This window comes from Saprospira grandis str. Lewin (assembly GCF_000250635.1).
GTDB lineage: Bacteria > Bacteroidota > Bacteroidia > Chitinophagales > Saprospiraceae > Saprospira > Saprospira grandis.
On sequence record NC_016940.1, the window covers coordinates 3,386,560 to 3,407,391 of the forward strand.

Consider the following 20,832-nt stretch of genomic DNA (forward strand, 5'->3'; position numbering starts at 1 on the left):
AGGCTTTTTGTCTTGGGGACAAAACAAAAAATAAATGAAATCTAAACTCATTGCGGCTGTATTGGCCATTACGTTGGGCTTTTTAGGGGCTCATAAATTCTATTTAGGAAGGACCAAACAAGCTGTTTTATATATGACCTTATTTTGGACCACGATACCGGCGCTATTGGCCTTAGTAGACTTTTTGGTCTTGATATTCATGAGTGAAGAGCTGTTTGAGCAGACTTATATGCCCGATTTTTATCGGACCAAGATAGAGTCGCTTCGTCGAGAGAATGATAAGAACGAAAAAGAAAATGAAAAGATGAGACGGGAAGTACATGCGGCATCTATGGAAAATCAATATCAGGAAAAATACGCACAGGCAATAGCCGATGAGAAGGTTTGGATTGGGATGAGCAAAGAGATGCTTATCGAAGTTTTTGGATATCCAGAAAAAGAGAAAAAGCATTTGACCCAAGAGGGCAAGAATGAAAGATATTATTATGGAGAATATCCCCATCCTCAAGGGCATCGGGCTTATCGTTTAGAGGTTCAGCTAGAAAATGAAAAGGTAATTGGAATAAAAGAGTTGTAGTTTTTTTGGGGCCCGCGGCCAGCAAGCTGGCCGCCGCTATGCTGCGGGGCTCACTGTTCGTTCGGCCCTTCGCTTTTCGCTCTGCTCAAAGCTCGGTCTGGCCTGACGGCCACCCGCTCCGCAGCGCTGGGCCTGCTCATCTTTTATGTTTCCTTTTGGCCATCTTCTTCGGCGGTTGGGCAGTTTTGTATAGGACCAGTCGCCCCCTCCTTCGAGGGGGCTTTTTTGTGCTTCGGTTAATGGTTGTTTTAGGGAAGGTGGTTAGGGGCTGGCTGGAATATGCTGTAGGTTGAAACCTACAGCCAATTAACAAATGCATTTTAATATGGTATGGAGGGTTAAAACCCTCCATAGATAAACAGCTTCTGGGCGGTATAAATCATAAATGCGGTGGCTAAGAGATCCGTTAAAAGTATGAGGGTTTCAACCCTCATACATATATCATTGCGAAGCAATACTGCTGTTGTATGGCTGTAGGTTTCAACCTACAGGCCCAGATAGCAGGCCCGAAGGGCCGAGCAGACCTGCGAGCCCTGCAAGGGCCCGGCCGCCAAAGGCGGCAGGCCCCAAAAAAATATTATCCTCCAGATAGGGTTTCAGGCCGCAGGCCTAGAGTTTTTGCCCTTCAATATTAGGTATTCGCCCAAAAAGAGCTAAATTAAAGGCCTTAAGACATCTTAACATAAAGGGAACCTTTGTTAAAAAAGAAACCTTAGACTAGATGTCTATTCATTTTAATAGGTTCATGAACCCCTAGATTTAATTATTCCCCTATGATGGAGCTTATCCAGGCGGCCTTATCGGCCTCCAATCTTCTTTGGACCGTTCTGTTTGTATTGGTCATTCTATATTGGTTGTCGGTAGTATTGGGCGCTCTAGATATAGAGAGCTTTGATATGGACCTAGATGCCGATGTAGACGTCGATGTAGATGTAGATGTAGACGTCGATGCAGACATTGATGTAGATGCGGATGTAGATGCCGATGTAGATGCTGATGTAGATGCTGATGTAGATGCTGATGCAGATACAGAAGTTTCTGCTGGGGCGCAAGTTTCTTGGTGGATCGGTACGCTCCGCTTTTTCAATTTGGGCAAACTGCCCTTTATGATTCTCTTTTCCCTATTTATATTGAGTGCTTGGAGCATTTCGGTCTTATTGAACCATGAGGGAAGCTTTTACAATCCGGAGAATACAATTACACTGGCCCTCATTTCTCTTTTGCCCAATATTTTGGTCAGTGCTTTAATCATGAAAATCTTGTCATCGCCTTTGGTGCCTATTTTTGCCAAGCTAGATACTTCGGTAAAGGCGATAGATTATAAAGGAAAAGTAGGGACCGTCCTCACAGAGATTGCCCCAGATAGCATGGGCCAGATTAAGGTCTTTGTGAATGATTCGGTTTCTACGGTATCGGCCAAAAGCATAGAAAAAGAAATCAAGAAGGGCCAAAAGGTCTTAATTGTGGATGAGCTGCAGCAGGAAAACTGCTTTGTGGTCGTCCCTGCCGATGAACATTAAAAAAGCCAAAATACCTACCTTATACCTATCTAATTATTGTCAAATTATGTCTGTAGAACTAAATTTAGATCAGCTATCGGAGCTGACCCCCGCTGATTATCTCAAGGCCCTAAAAGCGAAGGCCAATTGGAAAAAAGCCAAGGCCGTGCTGGTCTTAGCCGATTATAAACTAGGGGCCAAAAAAATTAGCCTGATGCTTCCCTTTAAGAAGGAAGCAGAGATGCAAAAGGCCGTCAAAAGAGTGAAGCAGGAGAAAATTCACTTGATGAAAAAGACTGGAGGCGGTAGTTTTGCCCTAGAGCAAACCGAAGAAGGCCTCAAAGCCAAAATTGAGCTGAAAAAAGGAGGCCTGAGCCCCGAAATCATGCAGCAAAAGTTGGCGCCCGTCTTGGCCAAGGCTAAAATGGAACTAGAACTGGCCGCTGCTGCTGTTGCCGAGGCCGTAGAAACCGCCACCGAAGAAGCTACCGCCGCCGCTACCGCCCCGGCCCAAAAACATGAGCTGGATATTAGCGCTAAGGCCCCAAAAGAGCAGGCCGTCAAACTAGTCGATACCTTTGATCAGCTATTGGACCGATTGAAAAATGCCCAAAGCGACATCTTTGGCAAGCTCAAAAGCCGAGAACATACAGAAGAAGATACGGCAGAGGTTTTTGCCCTTAAGGGACTCTGTGAGCAGTTTGAAACCTATTACGAACAAGCTCAAGATGCCGTAAAAGCAAAGCTAGATAGCCGCTATGCCAAGCTCAAGGATTATAAGGGCAAGGTGGATAAAATCTATGAGTTTACCCGCTCCAATCCCCCCATCCGCGATGAGCAAAACTATAAATACGATGAGGTCGTTGCCGATATTTTCAAAAAAGGCTGGTCCGATACCAATAGTGTAGACCCCAATGATGTGCAACAGGGCTATCTAGGCGATTGCTACTTTCTAGCTGCCGTGGCCAGCTTGGCCAAAACAGATCCTGGGGCCATCAAAAAACTAATTAAAGACAATGGCGATGGGACCTATGATGTGACCCTACACGTCTATAAGTACTGGATCTCTTGGGACCGTAGCCCCGTAACCGTCAAAGTAAAACCCGAATTTCCAGTAGATGAAAATGGAAATCCCGCCTATGCTCGCCTAGGCGATCAAGAGCTTTGGGTCATGCTGCTCGAAAAAGCCTATGCCCAATATCAGGGCAGTTATCAGGATATTCATGGCGGCTATGTAGAAAAAGCCATGGGCCTACTCACTGGAGAAGATGGCGATGTCTATAAAACCAAGAGCTATTCGGCCAAAGAAATCGAAGAGATGATTACCGAAGCCTTAGAAGATAAGCGAATGGTGGCAGCCGATACCAAGGGCAATGACGATAGCCAGCAAACCAAGCTCAAAGATGGGCAGCGAGTAGTACATGGTCACTCTTATGCGGTCATGGGCGTGAATGGTGGCAAAATTAAGTTGCGCAACCCCTGGGGCTACTACCACCTCGAAATAGATTTTGATACGCTAAAAGAATATTTCTATGACTTTAGCATCGGCGATAAATAGTTTATTTATTTGGAGCTTGGGCCTGCTGCTTTGCTTGCAGGCCTGCGCCCAAGCCCCCAAAACAGAAGAAATGGCAAAAGAATATATTATTGAACAGGGCGTGCCCGCTCCTTTGGGTAGCGCCACGGTTTCTGCAGCTACCGTAAATACCGAAATGGCGGTCCTGCTTTACTTTCAAGAAGAAAAAGAATTTGAATTATCCCTAGGCGATGAGTTGGAGATCCAAGGCAAAAAATACCAGCTCAAATCTCTGCATCCAGATGGCGAAAATCGCAAATTTCCTTACCTTGTATTAACAGAAGTGGACTAAGTTAGTCCCCAACTTCTTCCAACGGGCCCCTTGAATGCCCAGATAACCCCAAATTTTACTCAACAACTCTAAAACATTTTGCTCATGTTCCCGCAAATTATGCTCATCGTCGGCGGAGTGATTCTGCTCGTCTTGATCGGCTTTGTTATTCTTGTGGCCCGTTGCCACCGAAAGGTCCCCCAGGGACGTGCACTAATTAGAACTGGCTTTGGTGGAACCAAGGTCGTTTATGATAGTGGAATGTTTGTCGTTCCCGTTTTGCACAAAGTAGAAGAAATGGATATCTCGATCAAAACGATTGAGGTAGGCCGTACAGGCAGTGAAGGTTTGATCTGCCAAGATAACCTCCGTGCCGATATTAAGGTTGTATTCTTTGTACGGGTCAATAAAGACAAACAGTCGATCCTCGAAGTGGCCCAGGCCATTGGTTGCGCCCGTGCTTCTAAGCAAGAAACGCTCAACAGCCTTTTTGATGCTAAATTCTCTGAGGCCCTAAAAACAGTAGGTAAGCAGTTTGACTTGATTGATCTCTACACCGAGCGCAACAAGTTTAAGAACAAGATTCTGGAAACCATTGGCACCGACCTCAACGGCTATGTTTTGGATGACTGTGCCATTGATTACCTCGAGCAAACGCCTATCACGGCCCTAAAGCAGGATAATATCCTTGACTCTGAGGGGATCAAGAAGATTGAAGAATTGACTTCAATCCAAATTGAAAAGACCAACTTTATCCGCCGCGAAAGAGAGAAAACCATCAAGCAACAGGATGTAGAAGCTCGTGAAGCCATCTTGCAACTTGAGCTCCAACAGGCAGAAAAAGAAGAGCGCCAAAAAAGAGCCTTGACCATCTTGCAGTCAGAGCAAAATAATGAGGCCGAGCAATTGGTGATTGCCAAAAACTTGGAAACTGAACTCAAGCGCAAAGAAGCCCACCGCCAAGAGGGTATTGCCGAGGAAAATAAGGAGCGGGAAATCATTGTGGCCCGCAAAAATAAGGAACGCACCGAGGCCGTAGAAAACGAACGCATCGAGATTGACCGCCTTTTGGAGGTAGAGAAAAAAGAGCGTTCGGTAGGAGAGGCCCGTATAGAAAAGGAAAAGGTCTTAGAAGCCAAAAAGCGAGATATCCAAGCGATTATCAAGGAGCGTAAGGCCGAAGAGAAAAAGACCATCGAAGAGGATCAGAAGATCCAAGATGCTATCCAGTTGGCCGAAGCAGAGCGCGAACGCCAAGTGGCCATGATTAACGTACAAAAGACCACGGAGACCCAAAAAGTAGAGGAAACTCGCCGTGCGGAAGCCGAAAAAGCGGTGGCCGAAATCAAGGCCCAGCAAATTATTATTGAGGCCGATGCGAAAAAAGCCGCTCAGCAGAAGGAAGCCGAAGCTCGCAAAATTGCCGCCGAAGCCAAAGCCGCTGAGGAAGCCACTGTTGGTTTGGCCGAGGCCGAAGTGATGCAGGCCCGTGCCGAAGCTAGTGAACTGGAAGGTAGCGTAGAGGCTCGCTTGATTGAGCAAAAAGCCCTAGCCGAAGCCAAAGCCATTGAGGCCAAAGCCGAAGCTAGTCGCAAACAAGGTTTGGCCGAGGCCGAAGTGAACCGTGAAAAAGGAACCGTTGAGGCCCAACTCATCTCGCAAAAAGGAACCTCTGAAGCTAGCGTGATCGAATTGCGCCTAGCTGCCGAAGCCAAAGGCTTGGCCGCCAAAGCCGAGGCCATGAAGGCCCTAGACGGCGTAGGCCGAGAGCATGAAGAATACAAACTCCGTCTGGAGCAAGAGCGCCAAATCGCTTTGGCCGAAATCGAAGCTCGTCGCGCCATTGCCGAGGCCCAATCTCGCCTCCTAGGCCAGTCTTTGAGCAACGCCCGCATCGATATCGTGGGTGGCGAAACGCAATTCTTCGACTCTTTGCTCAACTCGATCAACAAGGGCAAATCTGTAGATCGCCTGATCGACAGCTCGCAGCATTTGCAAGATGCCAAGGCCGCACTTTTGGGCAATGGCGTAGAGCAGGGCCTATTTAGCCGCCTACGGGAGTTTGCTCAGGAGTACAATATTGGTAGCGATACCCTCCGTAACCTGACTATTTCTGCACTTTTGTCTCAGTTGTATGGCAAGGTGAGCGGCAACCAAAAAGACCTTATCCGCAGCATGATGGACCAAGTAAGTAGCTTGGGCATCAACAACCAATCTGCTGCCGACTTGCTAGGCTAATTATGATTTGGGGCCTCCCGCAGCCCTTTAATTTGGGGCTGCGGGCGCTACGGTCCGCAGCTCGCAGTTCTGCTCGGCCCTTCAGCGCTTTCAGCGCTTCGGTCTGGCCCTGCGGGCCACTGCTCCCCATCGCTAGTCCGTTCGGCCCAAGGGCCGGGCGGCTGCGCCGCCCCAATCAAAACCGCAAAAAAAACGCTTAGTGGACCAAAAGGACGGCTAGGCGTTTTTTCATTTCATTTTGGTCCTTGAGTAGGCGGCCTAGCCGCCGCAGAGGCGCGCAGCGCCCGGCTGAGGGATGGAAAGGGGGGCGGCGAAGCCGCAGACCCAGCGGGCGCAGCCCGCGCAGGGCCGAGCAAACCTGCGAGCCCCGACACAGCCCGACCCGCCCGCAGGGCGGGGCAGCCCCAAGAAAATCTCCAAAAAAAATTATGGCAAAGGAAAATATAGCCCCAGAACAGGAAGAGGAGCAAAATAGCCAACTCGAAAGCGGCACCTATGAGGTCATTAAGGGCCGATTGAACCGCTATGGAAAAGAGTTGAGAGGCCGCCTAGATGAGCTAAATGTGGCTCGGAAAGAGGTCTTTGGTGCTATTGAGCTAGAACTCAAAGGGAACTCTCGCATCAATACCGAAAATAATTGTGTGGCCCGCGATATTATTGCGGTGGGCGACTTCTGTATTTTTGGTTATAATGTGCAAATGGGCCTTCGGTCCGAAATTAAGCTAGAAGATATTTTTAGCGCCTACAAATTTAATGGCGACCGCTTTGAGGAAAGTGATTTGAGCCCCCTTTTTGAGGGCCAAAATCGCCAGTTTTTAACCGACTTTAGCAATCTATTCCGCTATTATAAGGATGCGGTTTTTGCCAAATTCGCCATTGAGCAGAATAGTCCATTTTTCTATATGGTCTTTCAGCTCAGTGAGGATGTGAACGACAGCAAAATGTTTAAGTGGGAGGTCCGAGATGGGCAATTGCTCTATTTCAACCAACCGGGCGAGCATCGCTATACATTTCCGGCTCAGCATGAGTTTGAGTGGAAAAAAGTGAGTCGGGAAATGTACCGCTATGGCGATCATCCGCATATTTCCATTTTGGATCGTGTGTTTGTAGAAACCGTGGGCGGCGATTTGACCATCAAGGTAGAAGACAATACGGCGGATGGGCAAGGGGTTTACCGAGAAGAGGTAGCCCAAAAGGACCAAAAACTAGAAGATGCGGACATCCAATTTGCCGATTTGGGCAATTTGATCGTCTTGAGCATGGCTCCCTATTTAGAAGAAGCTCGCTATTTTGTCTTTAATGAAAAACTACAATCTGTAGAGCGAATTGACACCTTAGAACATTCGGGAATTTTGTTGCCGGGCAGCCAAGGGCTCATCTTTGCCAATGGTTTTTATCTGCAAACTGGCGACTATAAAGTCTTTGATAAGGCGGGCGGTAGTGGTTATAAGTTTGAGCGTCGGGTACAATCTCCCAATGGAGAAGACCATCTATTCAGCTTCTACAATCAGCAAAAAGGGACCTATATTTTGCTCTCTTATAATGTGATTGAGCAGCAGGTGGCCACGCCCATTCATTGCCATGGCTACACCCTTTTCCCGAACGGCGAACTCTGTTATTTTAGAGCAGAAGAGAGTGCGACCAAGCACCACATGATTCAGATTTGGCAAACGCCTTATATTGAGGGCGACATCATTCCCTCTGAGCATACCGATAGCTTTTTGTACAAGGTGGGCAACCGCGATATTGTGCGGGCCATGGCCGAATGCCAAGAGCTACTGAGCTTATTGGGCAAGGATGAAACCTATAGCGATCTTTATTTTGATCTAACCAAAAAGTCCAATGACATCCTTGATGCCTATTATTGGATCAAGGACCCACAGGCTTTTGGGATCGATGCGCCCTTGGGCGAGATTCGCCAAGCGGCCAATGCCGCCATTGATGAGTTTGAGAAAGTGCAGGCCATCAAAAAGGCCAGCAAAGAAAATATTCAAGAAGTAGGGCAGCGGGCCAACACCTTATTTAAGGAGGTCGAGCAAGCCAGCTTTAATCAGATTGGTGTTTTCGTCAACTTCTTATCTGAGTTGCGGATTATCCGTGGGGAAATCATCTCCCTCAAGGATTTGCGTTATGCCGACCTCCCTTATATTGAAGGCTTAGAGGCCCAAGCTGCCGAAAAGCTAGAGCTCCTTTCTACCGAATGCGTGGCCTTTTTGCTGCGGCCCGATGCTTTGGAGCCCTATATGCAAAAAGTGGCCGAGGCCAAAAAGGAAATTCCAGATGTAGAAACGGCCCAGCAAGGGAAAAAACTAGAGGAGCGCATTGATGGCATTGGTAAAGAGCTAGAAATGTTGATCGAGATTGTGTCGAACCTCAAGATTGAGGATGCGACCCAAACCACTCGAATTATCGACAGCATTACCGATATTTTCTCCCTGCTCAATCAAATTAAAGCGGCCCTTCGTCGCCGCCTCAAAGAGCTCACTTCTGCTGAGGGCCAGGCTGAATTTGCGGCCCAGATGAAGCTGATCGACCAGTCGATCATCAACTATATCGACATCTCGGATACGCCCAGCAAATGCGATGAGTACCTGAGTAAATTGATGATTCAGGTAGAAGAGCTAGAAAGCAAATTTGCCGAATTTGATGAGTTTATCCTCAAGATTTCGGAAAAGCGAGAAGAGGTCTATAATGTATTTGAGACCAAAAAGCTCAGCTTGGTCGAGGCCATCAACCGCCGCTCATCGGCTTTGCAAACAGCAGCCGAGCGAATTTTGAAAGGGGTGCGCAATCGGGCCAATAAATTAAAATCGGTGGTCGAGATTAACGGCTTTTTTGCCTCTGACCTCATGATTGATAAGCTGCGCGAAAGCATTGAGCAGCTTAGAGAATTGGGTGATAGCAATAAGGCGGGCGATCTACAGACGCAGCTTAAAACCATTCAGGAAGATGCTTTGCGTCAGCTTCGGGACAAGGAAGACCTTTTCCAGGGCGGGGGCAATGCCATCCGCTTTGGTCGCCATAGTTTTGCGGTCAATACCCAAAGTTTAGATTTGACCATGGTCCCTCGTTCGGGCGGGATGTATTATCATTTGACGGGAACGGGCTTTTTTCAGGAAGTTGAGGACCCAGAATTTTTAGCCACCAAATCGGTTTGGGACCAAAGTTATCCTTCTGAAAATGCCCAGGTCTATCGGGCCGAATTTCTGGCTTATTTGGTCCTCAAAGAGCTAGAAGCCAAGCAAAACTGGCTCAAAGAAGATGAGATTTTGCCCTATGTGCAGAAATTCATGGCAAGCCGCTACCAAGATGGCTACAACAAGGGCATTCACGATGAGGATGCGGCCCAGATATTGGGCAGTTTGCTCTATTTGCATCAGCATATTGATCATCTGTCTTTTGGTCCAGAAAGTCGAGTATTGGCGCAATTGTATTACCTCCGTCATTTGGAGGAAGAAGAGCGGCAGTTGTTGGACAAGCAGTTGCGTTCTGCTGGACAACTGCTCAAATTGTTTCCCAAAAGCAAGGAATTTGACCGCTTGCTAGAAGATCTAGAAGCCGATATTCAAGATTATTTGGCCCAAACGGCTTTGTTTGCTCCGCATTTGGCGGCTCAGGCGGCTCGCTACTTGCTAAAAGAGCGGGCCAAGCGCAACTACTTCTTGATTTCGGGCCAAGCGCATGACCTCAAGCAGGCCTTTTTGGCCCTTTTAGAGGGAGAGGCCATGCAAAAGGATTTTGAACAGGCCATTCGAGAGCTGGATGAGTTTCCCAAACAGCAATTTGAGTTATTGCGGCAGTGGCTCAATGCCTTCTGCGATAGCCAAGAGCAGCCCAAAGCCTATTTGGATGAGGCCGCTTTGATTTTGTTATTGGGCCAATATCAGGAAAGTCAGGTCTTGCAGGTGAATACACAGCAAGAGCTACTTGGCTTGCGGGGAGAGCATAACAACATTGGCGAAAATGGGCGTTATTTCCTCGACTACAACCGCTTTATGGATAAAATGCAGGCCTATATGGCCCAAGATCTGCCTTTGTATGAGCGTTTTGTTCAGATGAAAAAAGACTTGACGCATCAGTTTAAGGAGCAGCTGCGATTGAGCGAGTTTAAGCCCAGAGTACTGTCCTCTTTTGTCCGAAACAAACTGATCGATCAGCTATATCTTCCCATTTTTGGAGACAACTTGGCTAAGCAAATCGGTACTTTGGGCGAGGGCAGCCGAACCGACCGCATGGGGATGTTACTCCTCATTTCGCCTCCTGGTTATGGTAAAACCACCTTGATGGAATATGTGGCCAACCGTCTGGGCTTGATCTTTATGAAGATTAACGGTCCGGCTATTGGACATGATGTGGTCTCTTTAGACCCTTCAGAGGCCAAAAATGCGGGGGCACGCAAAGAGCTCGAAAAGCTCAACCTCTCTTTGGAAATGGGCGATAATGTGATGATTTATCTGGATGATATTCAGCACTGTCATCCCGAGTTTTTGCAGAAATTCATCTCTTTGACGGATGGACAGCGAAAAATTGAGGGGGTTTATCAGGGCCAAACCAAAACCTATGATTTACGTGGTAAGCGGGTTTCAGTGGTCATGGCGGGTAACCCTTATACCGAAAGTGGGGATAAGTTCCGCATTCCCGATATGTTGGCCAACCGGGCCGATATTTACAATTTGGGAGATATTATTGGAAAAACGCAGGATATTTTCGAGCTCAGTTATATAGAAAACTCCTTGACCTCCAATCCTGTTACCCAAAAATTGGCGGCCAAATCTATTGATGATTTGTATCCCATTTTGGAGTTTGCCCAAACGGGCCGCAGAGAGGGCCTAGAGTTTCGGGCCAATCACTCGCCTCAGGAGCTTAATGAATATGCGGCGGTTTTGAAAAAAATGCTGCGCATTCGAGACGTCATTCTCAAGGTCAACCAAGGCTATATCAAATCGGCGGCGATGCCCGATGCCTACCGCACTGAGCCGCCCTTCCTTTTGCAGGGCTCGTATCGGAACATGAACAAATTGGCGGAAAAAGTGGTGGCCGTGATGAATGATGAGGAGATTGAAACCTTATTGATTTCGCATTATAAAGGCGAATCACAAACTCTGACCACTAGCGCCGAGGCCAATATGCTCAAGCTCAAAGAGATGATGGGCCTACAAACCGAGGAGGAGCGAAAACGCTGGGAAGAGGTCAAAGCGGCTTATGTCAAAGACCGTTTATTGCAGGGCGATGAGCAAAACCCCATGGTCCAAATGGTGGCGCAGCTCTCCAACTTTTCCGATCAACTTGGGCATATCCAGAAGGCCATTCTCAAGGGCATAGAGGAGGCGGCCAAACGGCCTGTAGAGGCGCCCAGCAAACGAACTGCTGGTCCATCCTTCAAGAAACGCTAGTACGAAAAAGACTTCCATTTTTGGGAGTCTTTTTTTTTGGGGCTGCCCCAGCCGAAGGCTGGGTCGGGCTGTCTCGCAGCTCGCTGTTCGCTCGGCCCTTCAGCCGCCAAAGGCGGCTTCGGTCTGGCCTGACGGCCACTGCTGCCCATCCCTCAGCCGCGGGCCTTCGGCCCTTTTTTACTGTAGGTTAAAACCTACAGCCAGATGTGGTATTGCTGCGCAATCTTTTATTAAAAGAACAAAGCCCCAAACAGAAGTTTGGGGCTTTGAGACTATCTAAGTTTTTTGCTAATAATTACATCTTTATAGGGTTTGTCTAGCGGTTGAATGCTAATCAGTTCAAACATACTGGTCTGCTGAACAGATAATGATACATTCATAATTTCATCTCCAGCATCATTTAGGCCCTTATAAAGGGATTGGAGGTCAATTTGAAAATGAGCTATACTTTGCTTTTGTTGGCCTGGCTCTATTTGGCCCTTTAGCTCATCCATTTCTCCCTCTGAGGCCTCTCGAATTAGATATTCTTCTTTTTTTTGCTTGATGACAAAATCGGGGTTCTTCTTGCCAGCTCCTTTCTTCATATTATCATTGAAAACTTCTCCATTTGTGGGGTCTCGTTCAATGGCTTCTTTAATTTTAACCACTGTAGCTTGTTCTTTGTACTTTTGCTTTTCCGTAGAAAAAGCCTGGGCCAATGGCTCACTAATTAAGACCGTAAAAGAGCTGCTTTCGGTAATTATATTTCCCTTTTCTTCTACAGACAAGGTTGTGGGCGTACTAGATGGCAACTCATATTGTTTACTACTGGCCTTATCGCCAGCTTTTGTGAGCATCATGCTTAGTTTAGCTGCTTTAAAATAAGGCTTTGGTTTAGCGGCTGGAATAAGAAGACTATCTATGCTGATAGAATAGATCTGGCCCTCAGCAGTAGCAAAGTGAATATGGAACTGTTGCTCTCTTTGAAAGAAGCTCCTTTTGGGAGGTAGTGTAGCTTGTTTAAAAGCATCTTTGTAGGAGTCGATGGCAAGGAAAGCTGTATGTGCCCGGCTCGTTAGGTTGCTCCAATTCTTAGAGTTGTGTTTAACGGCTTCTTTATAGTATAGCTCCTCTATTTTTTTGTCATCAAACTGGCTTAATTCGGCTAAAAGGGCGGCCTGTAAGTCTGCTCTTTTGATTTCTTTAGCTAGTTTTTCGACAGCCTTGGCAAAGGCTAGAGGAACAGCACTTTCTAAGGGGCCAACAATTTCGGCCAAAAAATACAACTGCTTAAGCAGGAGCAGACGATCCATTTGTTTAGGGATCTCTTTTGAAGCGATGAGCTTTTCTAAGGATTTTATTGCAGGATGAATCTGCGCTTTCCATGCCGTTAATCCGTAGCTAAAACCTAGGTACTTGACTCTTCGGCTAAGGCCATTGATTTCTTCTTGAAATTGATAGAAGGGAAGTGTATATCCTAGTTCTTTTTCTGCTGCTTTAAGCGACTTATCTACTTTGACCTTAGCTAAACTTTGAGCAAAGCAATCCTCAAAAACCATCCGTTGGATGAGTAGTGGTTGACAGGCTGATAGTTGCGCAATTAAATCCTCGATTAATGCTTTAGCCATAGGACTTTGGCTAGCTTTAGCTAAGCTATTTAAGCTGTCTAACAGCTCTGCCTTTTGCCAAACAAAATCAGTGGCCCATAAACTACTGTCAATTTTTAAGTTAATTTTGGACAGGAAGTCCTCTGCTTGTTGCTTGTCTTCTGTTGCTTGTTGCTCCTCTTTTTCACTTCTATCCTTTTTCTCCTCCTCCGTCAAAAAGTCATCCTTGGCTAGGGCTTGGTCCAGAATGCTTTCTAGTTGGTTTGGGGAAAGGACATAAGGCGCAATGCTAGACTCAATAAAGCGGGATTTAGCTCTATACTTCTTAATCTTTTCTACTGCATCATAACGCTCAAAAATTTGGGCCAACTCTTCTAAGAATATACTAGGTGGCTTGTTGTCTGCCTGCTCTACTAAAGCCTTAATATCTGCCGCAATCAGACGGCAAACTTTGAGCTTTTTACCTTCCTTGAATTTGGCGTAAAGATTTTTTAGGTAGCTTTTTTCCTCCCACTGGTCTTTTTGAATATTAGCTTGCAGTTTTCGTGCTTTTAAAGTAACAGCTTCAGCATTTAGAGCAAACTCTAATAAAAAATCAGTTTTAGGAATATCCTCTTCCTTAAGGGCCAAAAATAGCTGCTCCAAATTGGCCTTATCCATTTTGAGCTGCGGCTTAAAGGCTTTTAAGCCCTCTTTGGTCTTGAGCAAAGCCGCCTTTAGGCTCGGGCGATCAGGGTCCTCTGCCGGAAGTTCCTGATAAAGCGCATAGAGCTCTTGATATTGGGCCAAGGTTTCTTCATAAAGGGCTGTATCTTCTTGATACTGCTGCTGTTTTGCTAAAAAAAGTTGATGATTATCCATTTTTACAGTATTGAATGGGCTGATCAATAAGAAGCTGTGAAATAGAAAAATGGCTAATGCTTTCATTGCTTTGTTTTTGTGTTTATATAAAAGTAGTAACTTTTATTTATAAACGCAAAATTAGTTTGAAACTTTTATCCAAAAATGGCCGAAGGCCATTTGGCCTAGCGATGCGGCGGGGTGGCCCGCAGGGCCAGACCGAAGGCGAAACGAAGTGTAGCCTGAAGGGCCGAGCAGACCTGCGAGCCCCAAAGCGTAGCGCCGCAAGGCGAAGCCGCAGCGGAGGCCCCAAAAAAATACCCCCCATCAGAAGATGCTGATGAGGGGTAAAAAATGCTAAAGGGCCTTGTTTATTTCACTTCTAGGCGGATACCTTGAGAATGTGAAGAAAACTCGGGGGCATACATGCATTGAATGCTGCTGATTCCGTTGCTAAAGTCGCCTTTTTGGGCCACTCGAACAGGGTATTCAAAGACATAGGTTCCTTTGCTCAAATAAGAGAAAAAGAAGTGCGTAGCGGCATCTTTGGTGCTTTCGTAATAGCCTAAGCCGCCTTGGTATTTATATTGGCTGAGCACATTGGTGGGCTCGAAAGCGGCGGCTCTTTGGTCTTTGAGATGGACATATTCCATATCTCGATCCACACGAAGTTCGATGCGGACCATGACCAAATCGCCTACTTCTAGGCCTTTTTCGGCGGTGATGGGCTGTAATTCTAGCCCTCGATCGCCTTTTACTTGCTTAAAGAGCTGCTTTTTGAGTTGCAAAGGCGTTTCTTCAAAGCTTTCAATCTTATCGAGTTGCTCGAAATACTGCCAGTAGATGGCGCCCCAAGCCACAGAAGCATTGGGATTTTTGATTTCTACTTGGGCCATTTTCGGTTGAATTTCCTTGGCCGACCAACGTTTTTTGATGTAGCCCGTGCCAGGCTCGGGATTCAAGGCTTGTTGGTCCAGTAGTTCTCCCCCCAATTTGATATCAATAGGTTGGCTATCGACCAAATAGTTTTCTCCACGGGCCAAAAGGGCGTAACAAGCGGCGGCGGTGGCCTTAGTGGTTTTCCAATGCGTCGTTTGCTTGGCTTTGAGCAACCAAGTTTTGAGTGCCTCCACCGTTTCTTGATCATTGGCCACCTCATCAAAGAGTTCGATCATCAAACAATGGCGTTCGATGGGCAATTCGTACCAGAAATAGCCATGTGGCGACTGCCAGTACATGCCCATTTCTTCCGATTTGAGAGCTCGTTCTTTCAAGGATTTGATAATGCTCTGTTGTACTTCGGGGAGGTTTTCGTCGCGGTGCAGGGCAAGGGCAATCATGCCTTGCATGTAAATTGACTTCTTGAGGGAGTAAGTCTGCATTTGTCCAGTATAATAGGCTCTAGCCTCTCTTAGGCGGCGGCTTTTCAATGCCACCTTAGGGAAAAAGCTGCGGGCATAGAAATAATGGATTACCATATAGTCCAGATGGTCCTTTTTGAGGTAAGCTTCTGGATCTTCTTGGCGTTTGGCCGTCGCCTGCAAGTTATCGTAATGATCGAGCAGTTGATTATCGATATACTGAACTGCTTTGATGATCATATCTTGGCTCATGGGCTCATTTTCTTGCGCCACGCCCATCACTTGCAAATGGCCCATGCCTTCTACAATATATTGGCTGATGTACCAGCTATCTCGGCCACCTGGGAACCAAGGGAAACCACCATTGCCCAGCTGGCGATCGGCCAATTTGCGCAAGGCTTGTTTTTGTTCTTGGCCCATGCGATTGAGATCAAACAAAACGCCCAGATGCTTCTTTTGTTGGGCCTCTGATTGGGCCTGCAAAACCCAGGGGGTTTCTTCCAAAAGGGCATTTTTGAGTGCTTGGTTTTTGCTCAAATTGCTTTCTAGCGCTTTAGAACCTGAGGCTTTCCATGCCTCAAACACCCGCTTAATTTTGGGATGTGAATTGGCTACATTAGCGGCCAAACTGTTGGCATAATAGCGAGAGAACAACTGCTCGCTACACTCATGGGGGTATTCCATGAGGTAGGGGAGCGACTGCACCGCATACCAAGCCGGGTTAGGCGTAAACTCTAAAGTATAGCTATAATGTTCGAGGGTATTTGACTTACTGAGTTCTTGCATACGCTTAAACTCAAAGTTTTTATTGGTTTTTCCTCGAACGGGCAAAGGCATGCTTTCGGTCACCAACATTCGGTTGCTCAAAACAGGCAAGCTACTTTCCTCTCCATCGCTAAATTGTCCAGCTTTGGCAACAATGCGATGCACCACAGGGGTGGTCCAGTTGCTGGGAACCTCTAATTTCCAGCTTAGGGCCGTAGCGCCTTTGGCCTTTAGACTAAAGCTTTGGCGATTGTTTTTATTGGCCCATTCGGCATCAATCGCTTGCATGCTATAGGCATCAAAAAGAAGCAATTGAGCTTCGCCTTCTAGCTGCTTATCTACCAAAGAGTTGATTTTGGCCGAAAACTCCATTTTATCGCCTTGGCGGAAGAATCGGGGGGCATTAGGGACCACCATAAGGTCCTTTTGCGTCTGTACAAAGGCCTCTTTTTGCCCTACTTTGAGGTCTTCGGTATGGGCCAAAAGCATCAAGCGCCAGCGAGTAAGGGCTTCATTCATCGTAAAGGACAAAATGAGATTCCCTTCTTTATCGCTGCGAAGCTGTGGGAAGAAAAAGACGGTTTCATTAAGGTTGGTACGAACCTTTACGTCTCCTAAATCTCCTGCATCTTTATCGCTGGCTTCTTCGGGCGCTTCGGCTAGTCCACTATCTGCAAGAGGAGCGGGGGGAGGGGGAGCTTCATCTTCGGCAAAGTCGTCCACCATGGCTTCGTCCTTTTGATTTACACCTGCTGTAGTTGCCGCAATACTACTAATATTCCGAGACTCTAATTTTTCTACGTCTTCCAATTCAATACGAGACCCTCTAGAACGAGACTTATACATTCTTCTAGGGCTAAAGCCCCAATCATAGAAAGAAAAGCCCTGCCAGTTGAGGCTAGTCCATTTGTGGCTAGGGTAGCTATAAGAGAGGTTCCAGTCGAAGGCAGCTACTAGGCTAGCTTGTTCTACAGACATACAGTTGGTGGACCAGTTGCTGCTGCCATAATAAGCGCCATAGAGTGACAAGCCCCAATTATGACTGACCAAAGCATCTAGAGAAGCATCATAAAGGGAGGCCACTAATTCTGCTTCTGCAGCGGCCTTATCGGGTCCTGTAATTTTTAGTTCCCAGCGTTCTTCTTGGCCAGGTTGCAACTTATCTCTAAAGGTAGAGAGCTCTATATTGAGCTTTTTGTTGCTATGTGGCACATAGACATTGATGCGTTGGCTAAAGCTGCGGTTATAGCGCAGGCCGACCAGACGGAAATAGAGATTGCCCCGATCATCTTCCTTAACGGTATAGCTTTGTTTGTTCCATTTTTCGCCTAATTGCAACCAACTTCTCTGGCTAATGCCTATCCCTTTTTGATCGCACTCGAAGAGTACGGGGAAATCTGTAGCTGAAGCTAGGGCAAATTCAATCTTTTCGCCTGGCTCTACGGTAAAGCTACTTTGGTTGGCAAAGAGAATATCGTGTACATTTGCCTTTTTAGTTTGGCTATTAAACAAGCGGAACTCTCGTTCTAGCTTAATCTCTTGGCCATACTTATCGGTAGTTTTTACGCTCAGGCGATAGTAGCCTGTGGGCCACTTTTTGAGCAATTTCTGCAGATCAATTTCTTTTTGCTCTGCGGTATTGATGCTGCTTTTTGCCTGCTTTTTGAGCACTTTCCAGTTGCGGCTTTGGTCCTCTTGCTTATAAGCAATATGCGGAAAAGCAGCCTTAAACTCCTGCTCGCCCAAGCTGTAATAATCGGGTAGCTCCCATTGGCGCTTAACATAAATGTTTTCGGGCTCTTCTAGGCGCTCCCAGCTCAATTCGAGCAGAGCGGGCTCAAAACCACCATTGAGGTTGCGGCTATTGAGTTTCAGCTTGCCTAGTTTTTGCCCTTGGTCCAACTCGCTTTTCAAGTTAACAGAAAGGTCTAAGGCTATGGCACCTACTCGAACAGAGCTTTGGCTAGAACGGGTTTCTCCATTGATGTCTGTTACATCTACATAAACGGTATAGTTAAAAACGGGCTGCTTATCTAGGCTGATGCTTTTGTCTGGAACGGCCTCAAATTCAATTTTGGCCACTCCTTTCTCATCTGTTAGGCCCTCTCCTTTGGTAATTTCTTGGCTTTGGCCCGACCAAGGGTTCCAGCCCCAATAACGCCAATAAGGGAAGCGTACTTCTCGCACTACCCGATAGCTAAATTTAGCCTCACTAATAGCTGGACCAGCCAAGGCTTCAGCCTGAGCCAAAACAGTAACTTGATCATTGAGCTTATAGGCTTCTTCCTGAGGCAAGAAGTTGACCTCAAATTTGGGACGCTTGTATTCTTCTACCCGAATGCTGTGGCTACTGTAGTAGCCTAGGCTCGTATTCCGAATGGTCATTTGTCCCATTAAGCCAGTGGTGGGAGCGGTGAAACTGCCTTGCAAACTACCGTATTCATTGGTCGTGAGTCTCAGCTCTTCTAGCTTTTGCCCATTGACATCAAATAGCGAGATGGCATATTCCTGATTTTTGACGACCTTATATTGCTCGCCCTTGCGGTACAAGGCAATGCCCTTAAAGTAAATCGTCTGTCCAGGGCGATAAATAGCCCGATCGCTAAAAAATCGCATTTCTGTACTGCCATTTTCTCTAGGCTTTTCATAGTCGTAGTTAGAAAAGCTGCTTTCTGGCAAAAGAAAGTCTTTCCCTTTCTCTATCCGAATGTTATAGCTGTAGTAATCCTCTCCTTTCTTGATGTTTTTACTCAAGGCATAGCCCATTCCATCCGTCAGCACCGACTTCAGGCGCTTCCAGTTGTATTTTTTGCTGAAGCTATTATATTGTCGCTCTCTAAATTCTACTTTTACTCCTTTTTGAGGTTCTCCCGTCCAGCGATTAACGACAATAAACTCATAGAGGCCCTTTTCTTGCCGCTGAATGAGGCCCAAATTGGTCAACTGAACCACGGCAATACTATTTGCATTCTTCGCATAACTAAAGTCTGCATTAGCCGAAAGCTGAACGACATAAATGCCTGGATCTGCCTGGGCGGGAATCATGAGCTCGGTGCCATGCATCTGAAAATCTCCAGAGTCAATTAACTGATGAGTCTGGCTATATACGGGATCTCTTTTGGCCAAAAAGTCTATTTGCTCCTGATATTTATAGCGAATATCCTGAAAACGCTCCAGCTCCGACTCGCTCAACTTGATGAGGCGCAAATGTACCTGACTCAAGTTTTTATAGTCCAAACGAATGAGGCCCGCCTGATTCAAGGGCAAATACCGCTCTATTCTAAGCTTCAAATGCTTTTGCGCTAACTCCACCTTTAAGCTTTGCGCCTGCTTGGCCCCAAAACTCTTGGGGTAATCGGCAATAATGGCTGTAGCAATAGAATCGGCCACTTTTAAGGCCCAACGCGCCTTTGGATCTGGCTGACTAGGCGAATAAACCCGCCCTATTTGCTTATAATAAGTCGCTTTGGCAAAAATGATTTCGGCCACAGCATCCTGTCCCTCATATTTTTCTTCCAAGGCAGTCAAAGCAGCCAAATAAAGCGAATCCTTGTCCGCATTAATAGATTGTGAATAAGTCCATTTTAATCGACGCAACTCAAACTGTAAGAGGACCAAAGGCGACTTTCTTTCTAGCGATCTGGCCACAATTTTCTGATACAGTTTTAAGGTCTGCCATTTATGCGAAAAGCTATCTCGGCTCTCAATTTTTTGCCCAACAAACTCCTGCCCAATGGTGAAAAATGCAGGCGATTCCACATAAAACTGATAAGCGGGCTGACTCAAATAGCTGTTCTCATTTTCAAAGAAATTGAGGGCTCTTTGGGCCAATAATTCATAAAGCGTAGGCTGCAAATCTGCATCAAAATCTGTCCGAGACAAAATGGGCGCAAATTGCTTCAACTCCAGTTCTAAGGCCGCCGGATTCGATAAAGAAGCCCAATACAAAGCAAAAGCCTGCTCCGTAATTCGCTCAATATCCCAAGTCCGAATGTCCTTGAGCTCTAAATCATTCACCTTGCTCCGATCCGAGAACTTATAATAATGATTGCTCAAATACTCATGATAAAGCTGAGCCACCATAGACTGCAAGAGCGCTTTTTCACTGCCCTCGGCCTTTTGCATCTCTTCTTCCAAGCGATAAATGGACTTCACTAAGCCGTCCTCTTCCAAACTGCCCTGAAACTTATTGTAATACAACAAGCCCTTGACATAATGCGCCGTTCGAGCCGGTCCAGCCTCTGCTTTTCGAATAATTTGCAGCAAACTGTCCGTCTTTTTTAGGGCCGATTCCGGCAAGCCCTGCCTATCTAAAGAGTCAATCTCTAGCCAGGCCTTTTCATAGTTTTGGGAAAACATCTGGGTACTAATTAAAAGGCTAAGCAATAGCCATAATGGGTATTTTTTCATTGGCTTCGTTTTTCGAAAAGAAATAAAGGGGATCCACTAGAAGATGCAACTTTTTTTGCAATAGTGGGCGCTATTTTCCTCCTTTTGTTTTCTTTAAGACTTGTTGTTTTGGGGCCTCCGCTGCGGCTTCGCCTTGCGGCGCTACGCTTTGGGGCTCGCAGGTCTGCTCGGCCCTTCAGGCTACACTTCGTTTCGCCTTCGGTCTGGCCCTGCGGGCCACCCCGCCGCATCGCTAGGCCGAATGGCCTTCGGCCATCCTTGGATAAAAATTCAAGCTAATTTTGCGTTTATAAATTAAAGTTACTACCTTTGTATA

Annotated in this window: 8 protein-coding genes; 6 read left to right on the top strand and 2 right to left on the bottom strand. The window is 46.5% G+C overall.

Annotated elements, in window-relative coordinates:
• The first annotated feature begins 34 nt into the window (after positions 1–34).
• The 6 genes from SGRA_RS19580 to SGRA_RS15010 all read left to right on the top strand — a co-directional run bounded on the left by SGRA_RS19580 (position 35) and on the right by SGRA_RS15010 (position 11,554).
• Complete coding sequence (locus tag SGRA_RS19580; protein WP_015693608.1) at positions 35–577, top strand: TM2 domain-containing protein; 543 nt, start codon at positions 35–37, stop codon at positions 575–577.
• A 773-nt stretch (positions 578–1,350) separates the two neighbouring features.
• Entirely contained in the window at positions 1,351–2,097 is a 747-nt protein-coding gene (locus SGRA_RS14990) for an NfeD family protein (protein ID WP_041329694.1), read from the top strand.
• 46 nt (positions 2,098–2,143) lie between these two features.
• Positions 2,144–3,634 (top strand): C2 family cysteine protease, encoded by a 1,491-nt coding sequence (locus SGRA_RS14995; RefSeq protein ID WP_187288169.1) that lies wholly within the window; start codon positions 2,144–2,146, stop codon positions 3,632–3,634.
• Positions 3,609–3,944 (top strand): hypothetical protein, encoded by a 336-nt coding sequence (locus tag SGRA_RS15000; RefSeq protein WP_015693613.1) that lies wholly within the window; start codon positions 3,609–3,611, stop codon positions 3,942–3,944. Before SGRA_RS14995 ends, SGRA_RS15000 begins: the two co-directional genes overlap by 26 nt.
• Positions 3,945–4,028: 84 nt before the next feature.
• Positions 4,029–6,161, top strand: coding sequence for a flotillin family protein (locus tag SGRA_RS15005; RefSeq protein WP_015693614.1), 2,133 nt, complete (start codon positions 4,029–4,031; stop codon positions 6,159–6,161).
• A 428-nt stretch (positions 6,162–6,589) separates the two neighbouring features.
• A complete protein-coding gene (locus SGRA_RS15010; RefSeq protein WP_015693615.1) occupies positions 6,590–11,554 on the top strand; it encodes a DNA repair ATPase in 4,965 nt (1,654 codons plus the stop codon).
• Between the two features lie 272 nt (positions 11,555–11,826).
• Here SGRA_RS15010 and SGRA_RS22110 read toward each other — a convergent pair whose 3' ends face one another.
• Entirely contained in the window at positions 11,827–14,067 is a 2,241-nt protein-coding gene (locus SGRA_RS22110; RefSeq protein WP_015693617.1) for a hypothetical protein, read from the bottom strand.
• Between the two features lie 284 nt (positions 14,068–14,351).
• Positions 14,352–20,516 (bottom strand): alpha-2-macroglobulin family protein, encoded by a 6,165-nt coding sequence (locus tag SGRA_RS15025; protein WP_041329698.1) that lies wholly within the window; start codon positions 20,514–20,516, stop codon positions 14,352–14,354.
• Between the last annotated feature and the right edge of the window lie 316 nt (positions 20,517–20,832).

Coding starts and splice junctions, on each gene's coding strand:
- SGRA_RS19580 (WP_015693608.1), top strand. CDS start 35: ATGAAATCTAAACTCATTGCGGCTGTATTGGCCATTACGTTGGGCTTT.
- SGRA_RS14990 (WP_041329694.1), top strand. CDS start 1,351: ATGATGGAGCTTATCCAGGCGGCCTTATCGGCCTCCAATCTTCTTTGG.
- SGRA_RS14995 (WP_187288169.1), top strand. CDS start 2,144: ATGTCTGTAGAACTAAATTTAGATCAGCTATCGGAGCTGACCCCCGCT.
- SGRA_RS15000 (WP_015693613.1), top strand. CDS start 3,609: ATGACTTTAGCATCGGCGATAAATAGTTTATTTATTTGGAGCTTGGGC.
- SGRA_RS15005 (WP_015693614.1), top strand. CDS start 4,029: ATGTTCCCGCAAATTATGCTCATCGTCGGCGGAGTGATTCTGCTCGTC.
- SGRA_RS15010 (WP_015693615.1), top strand. CDS start 6,590: ATGGCAAAGGAAAATATAGCCCCAGAACAGGAAGAGGAGCAAAATAGC.
- SGRA_RS22110 (WP_015693617.1), bottom strand. CDS start 14,067: ATGAAAGCATTAGCCATTTTTCTATTTCACAGCTTCTTATTGATCAGC.
- SGRA_RS15025 (WP_041329698.1), bottom strand. CDS start 20,516: ATGAAAAAATACCCATTATGGCTATTGCTTAGCCTTTTAATTAGTACC.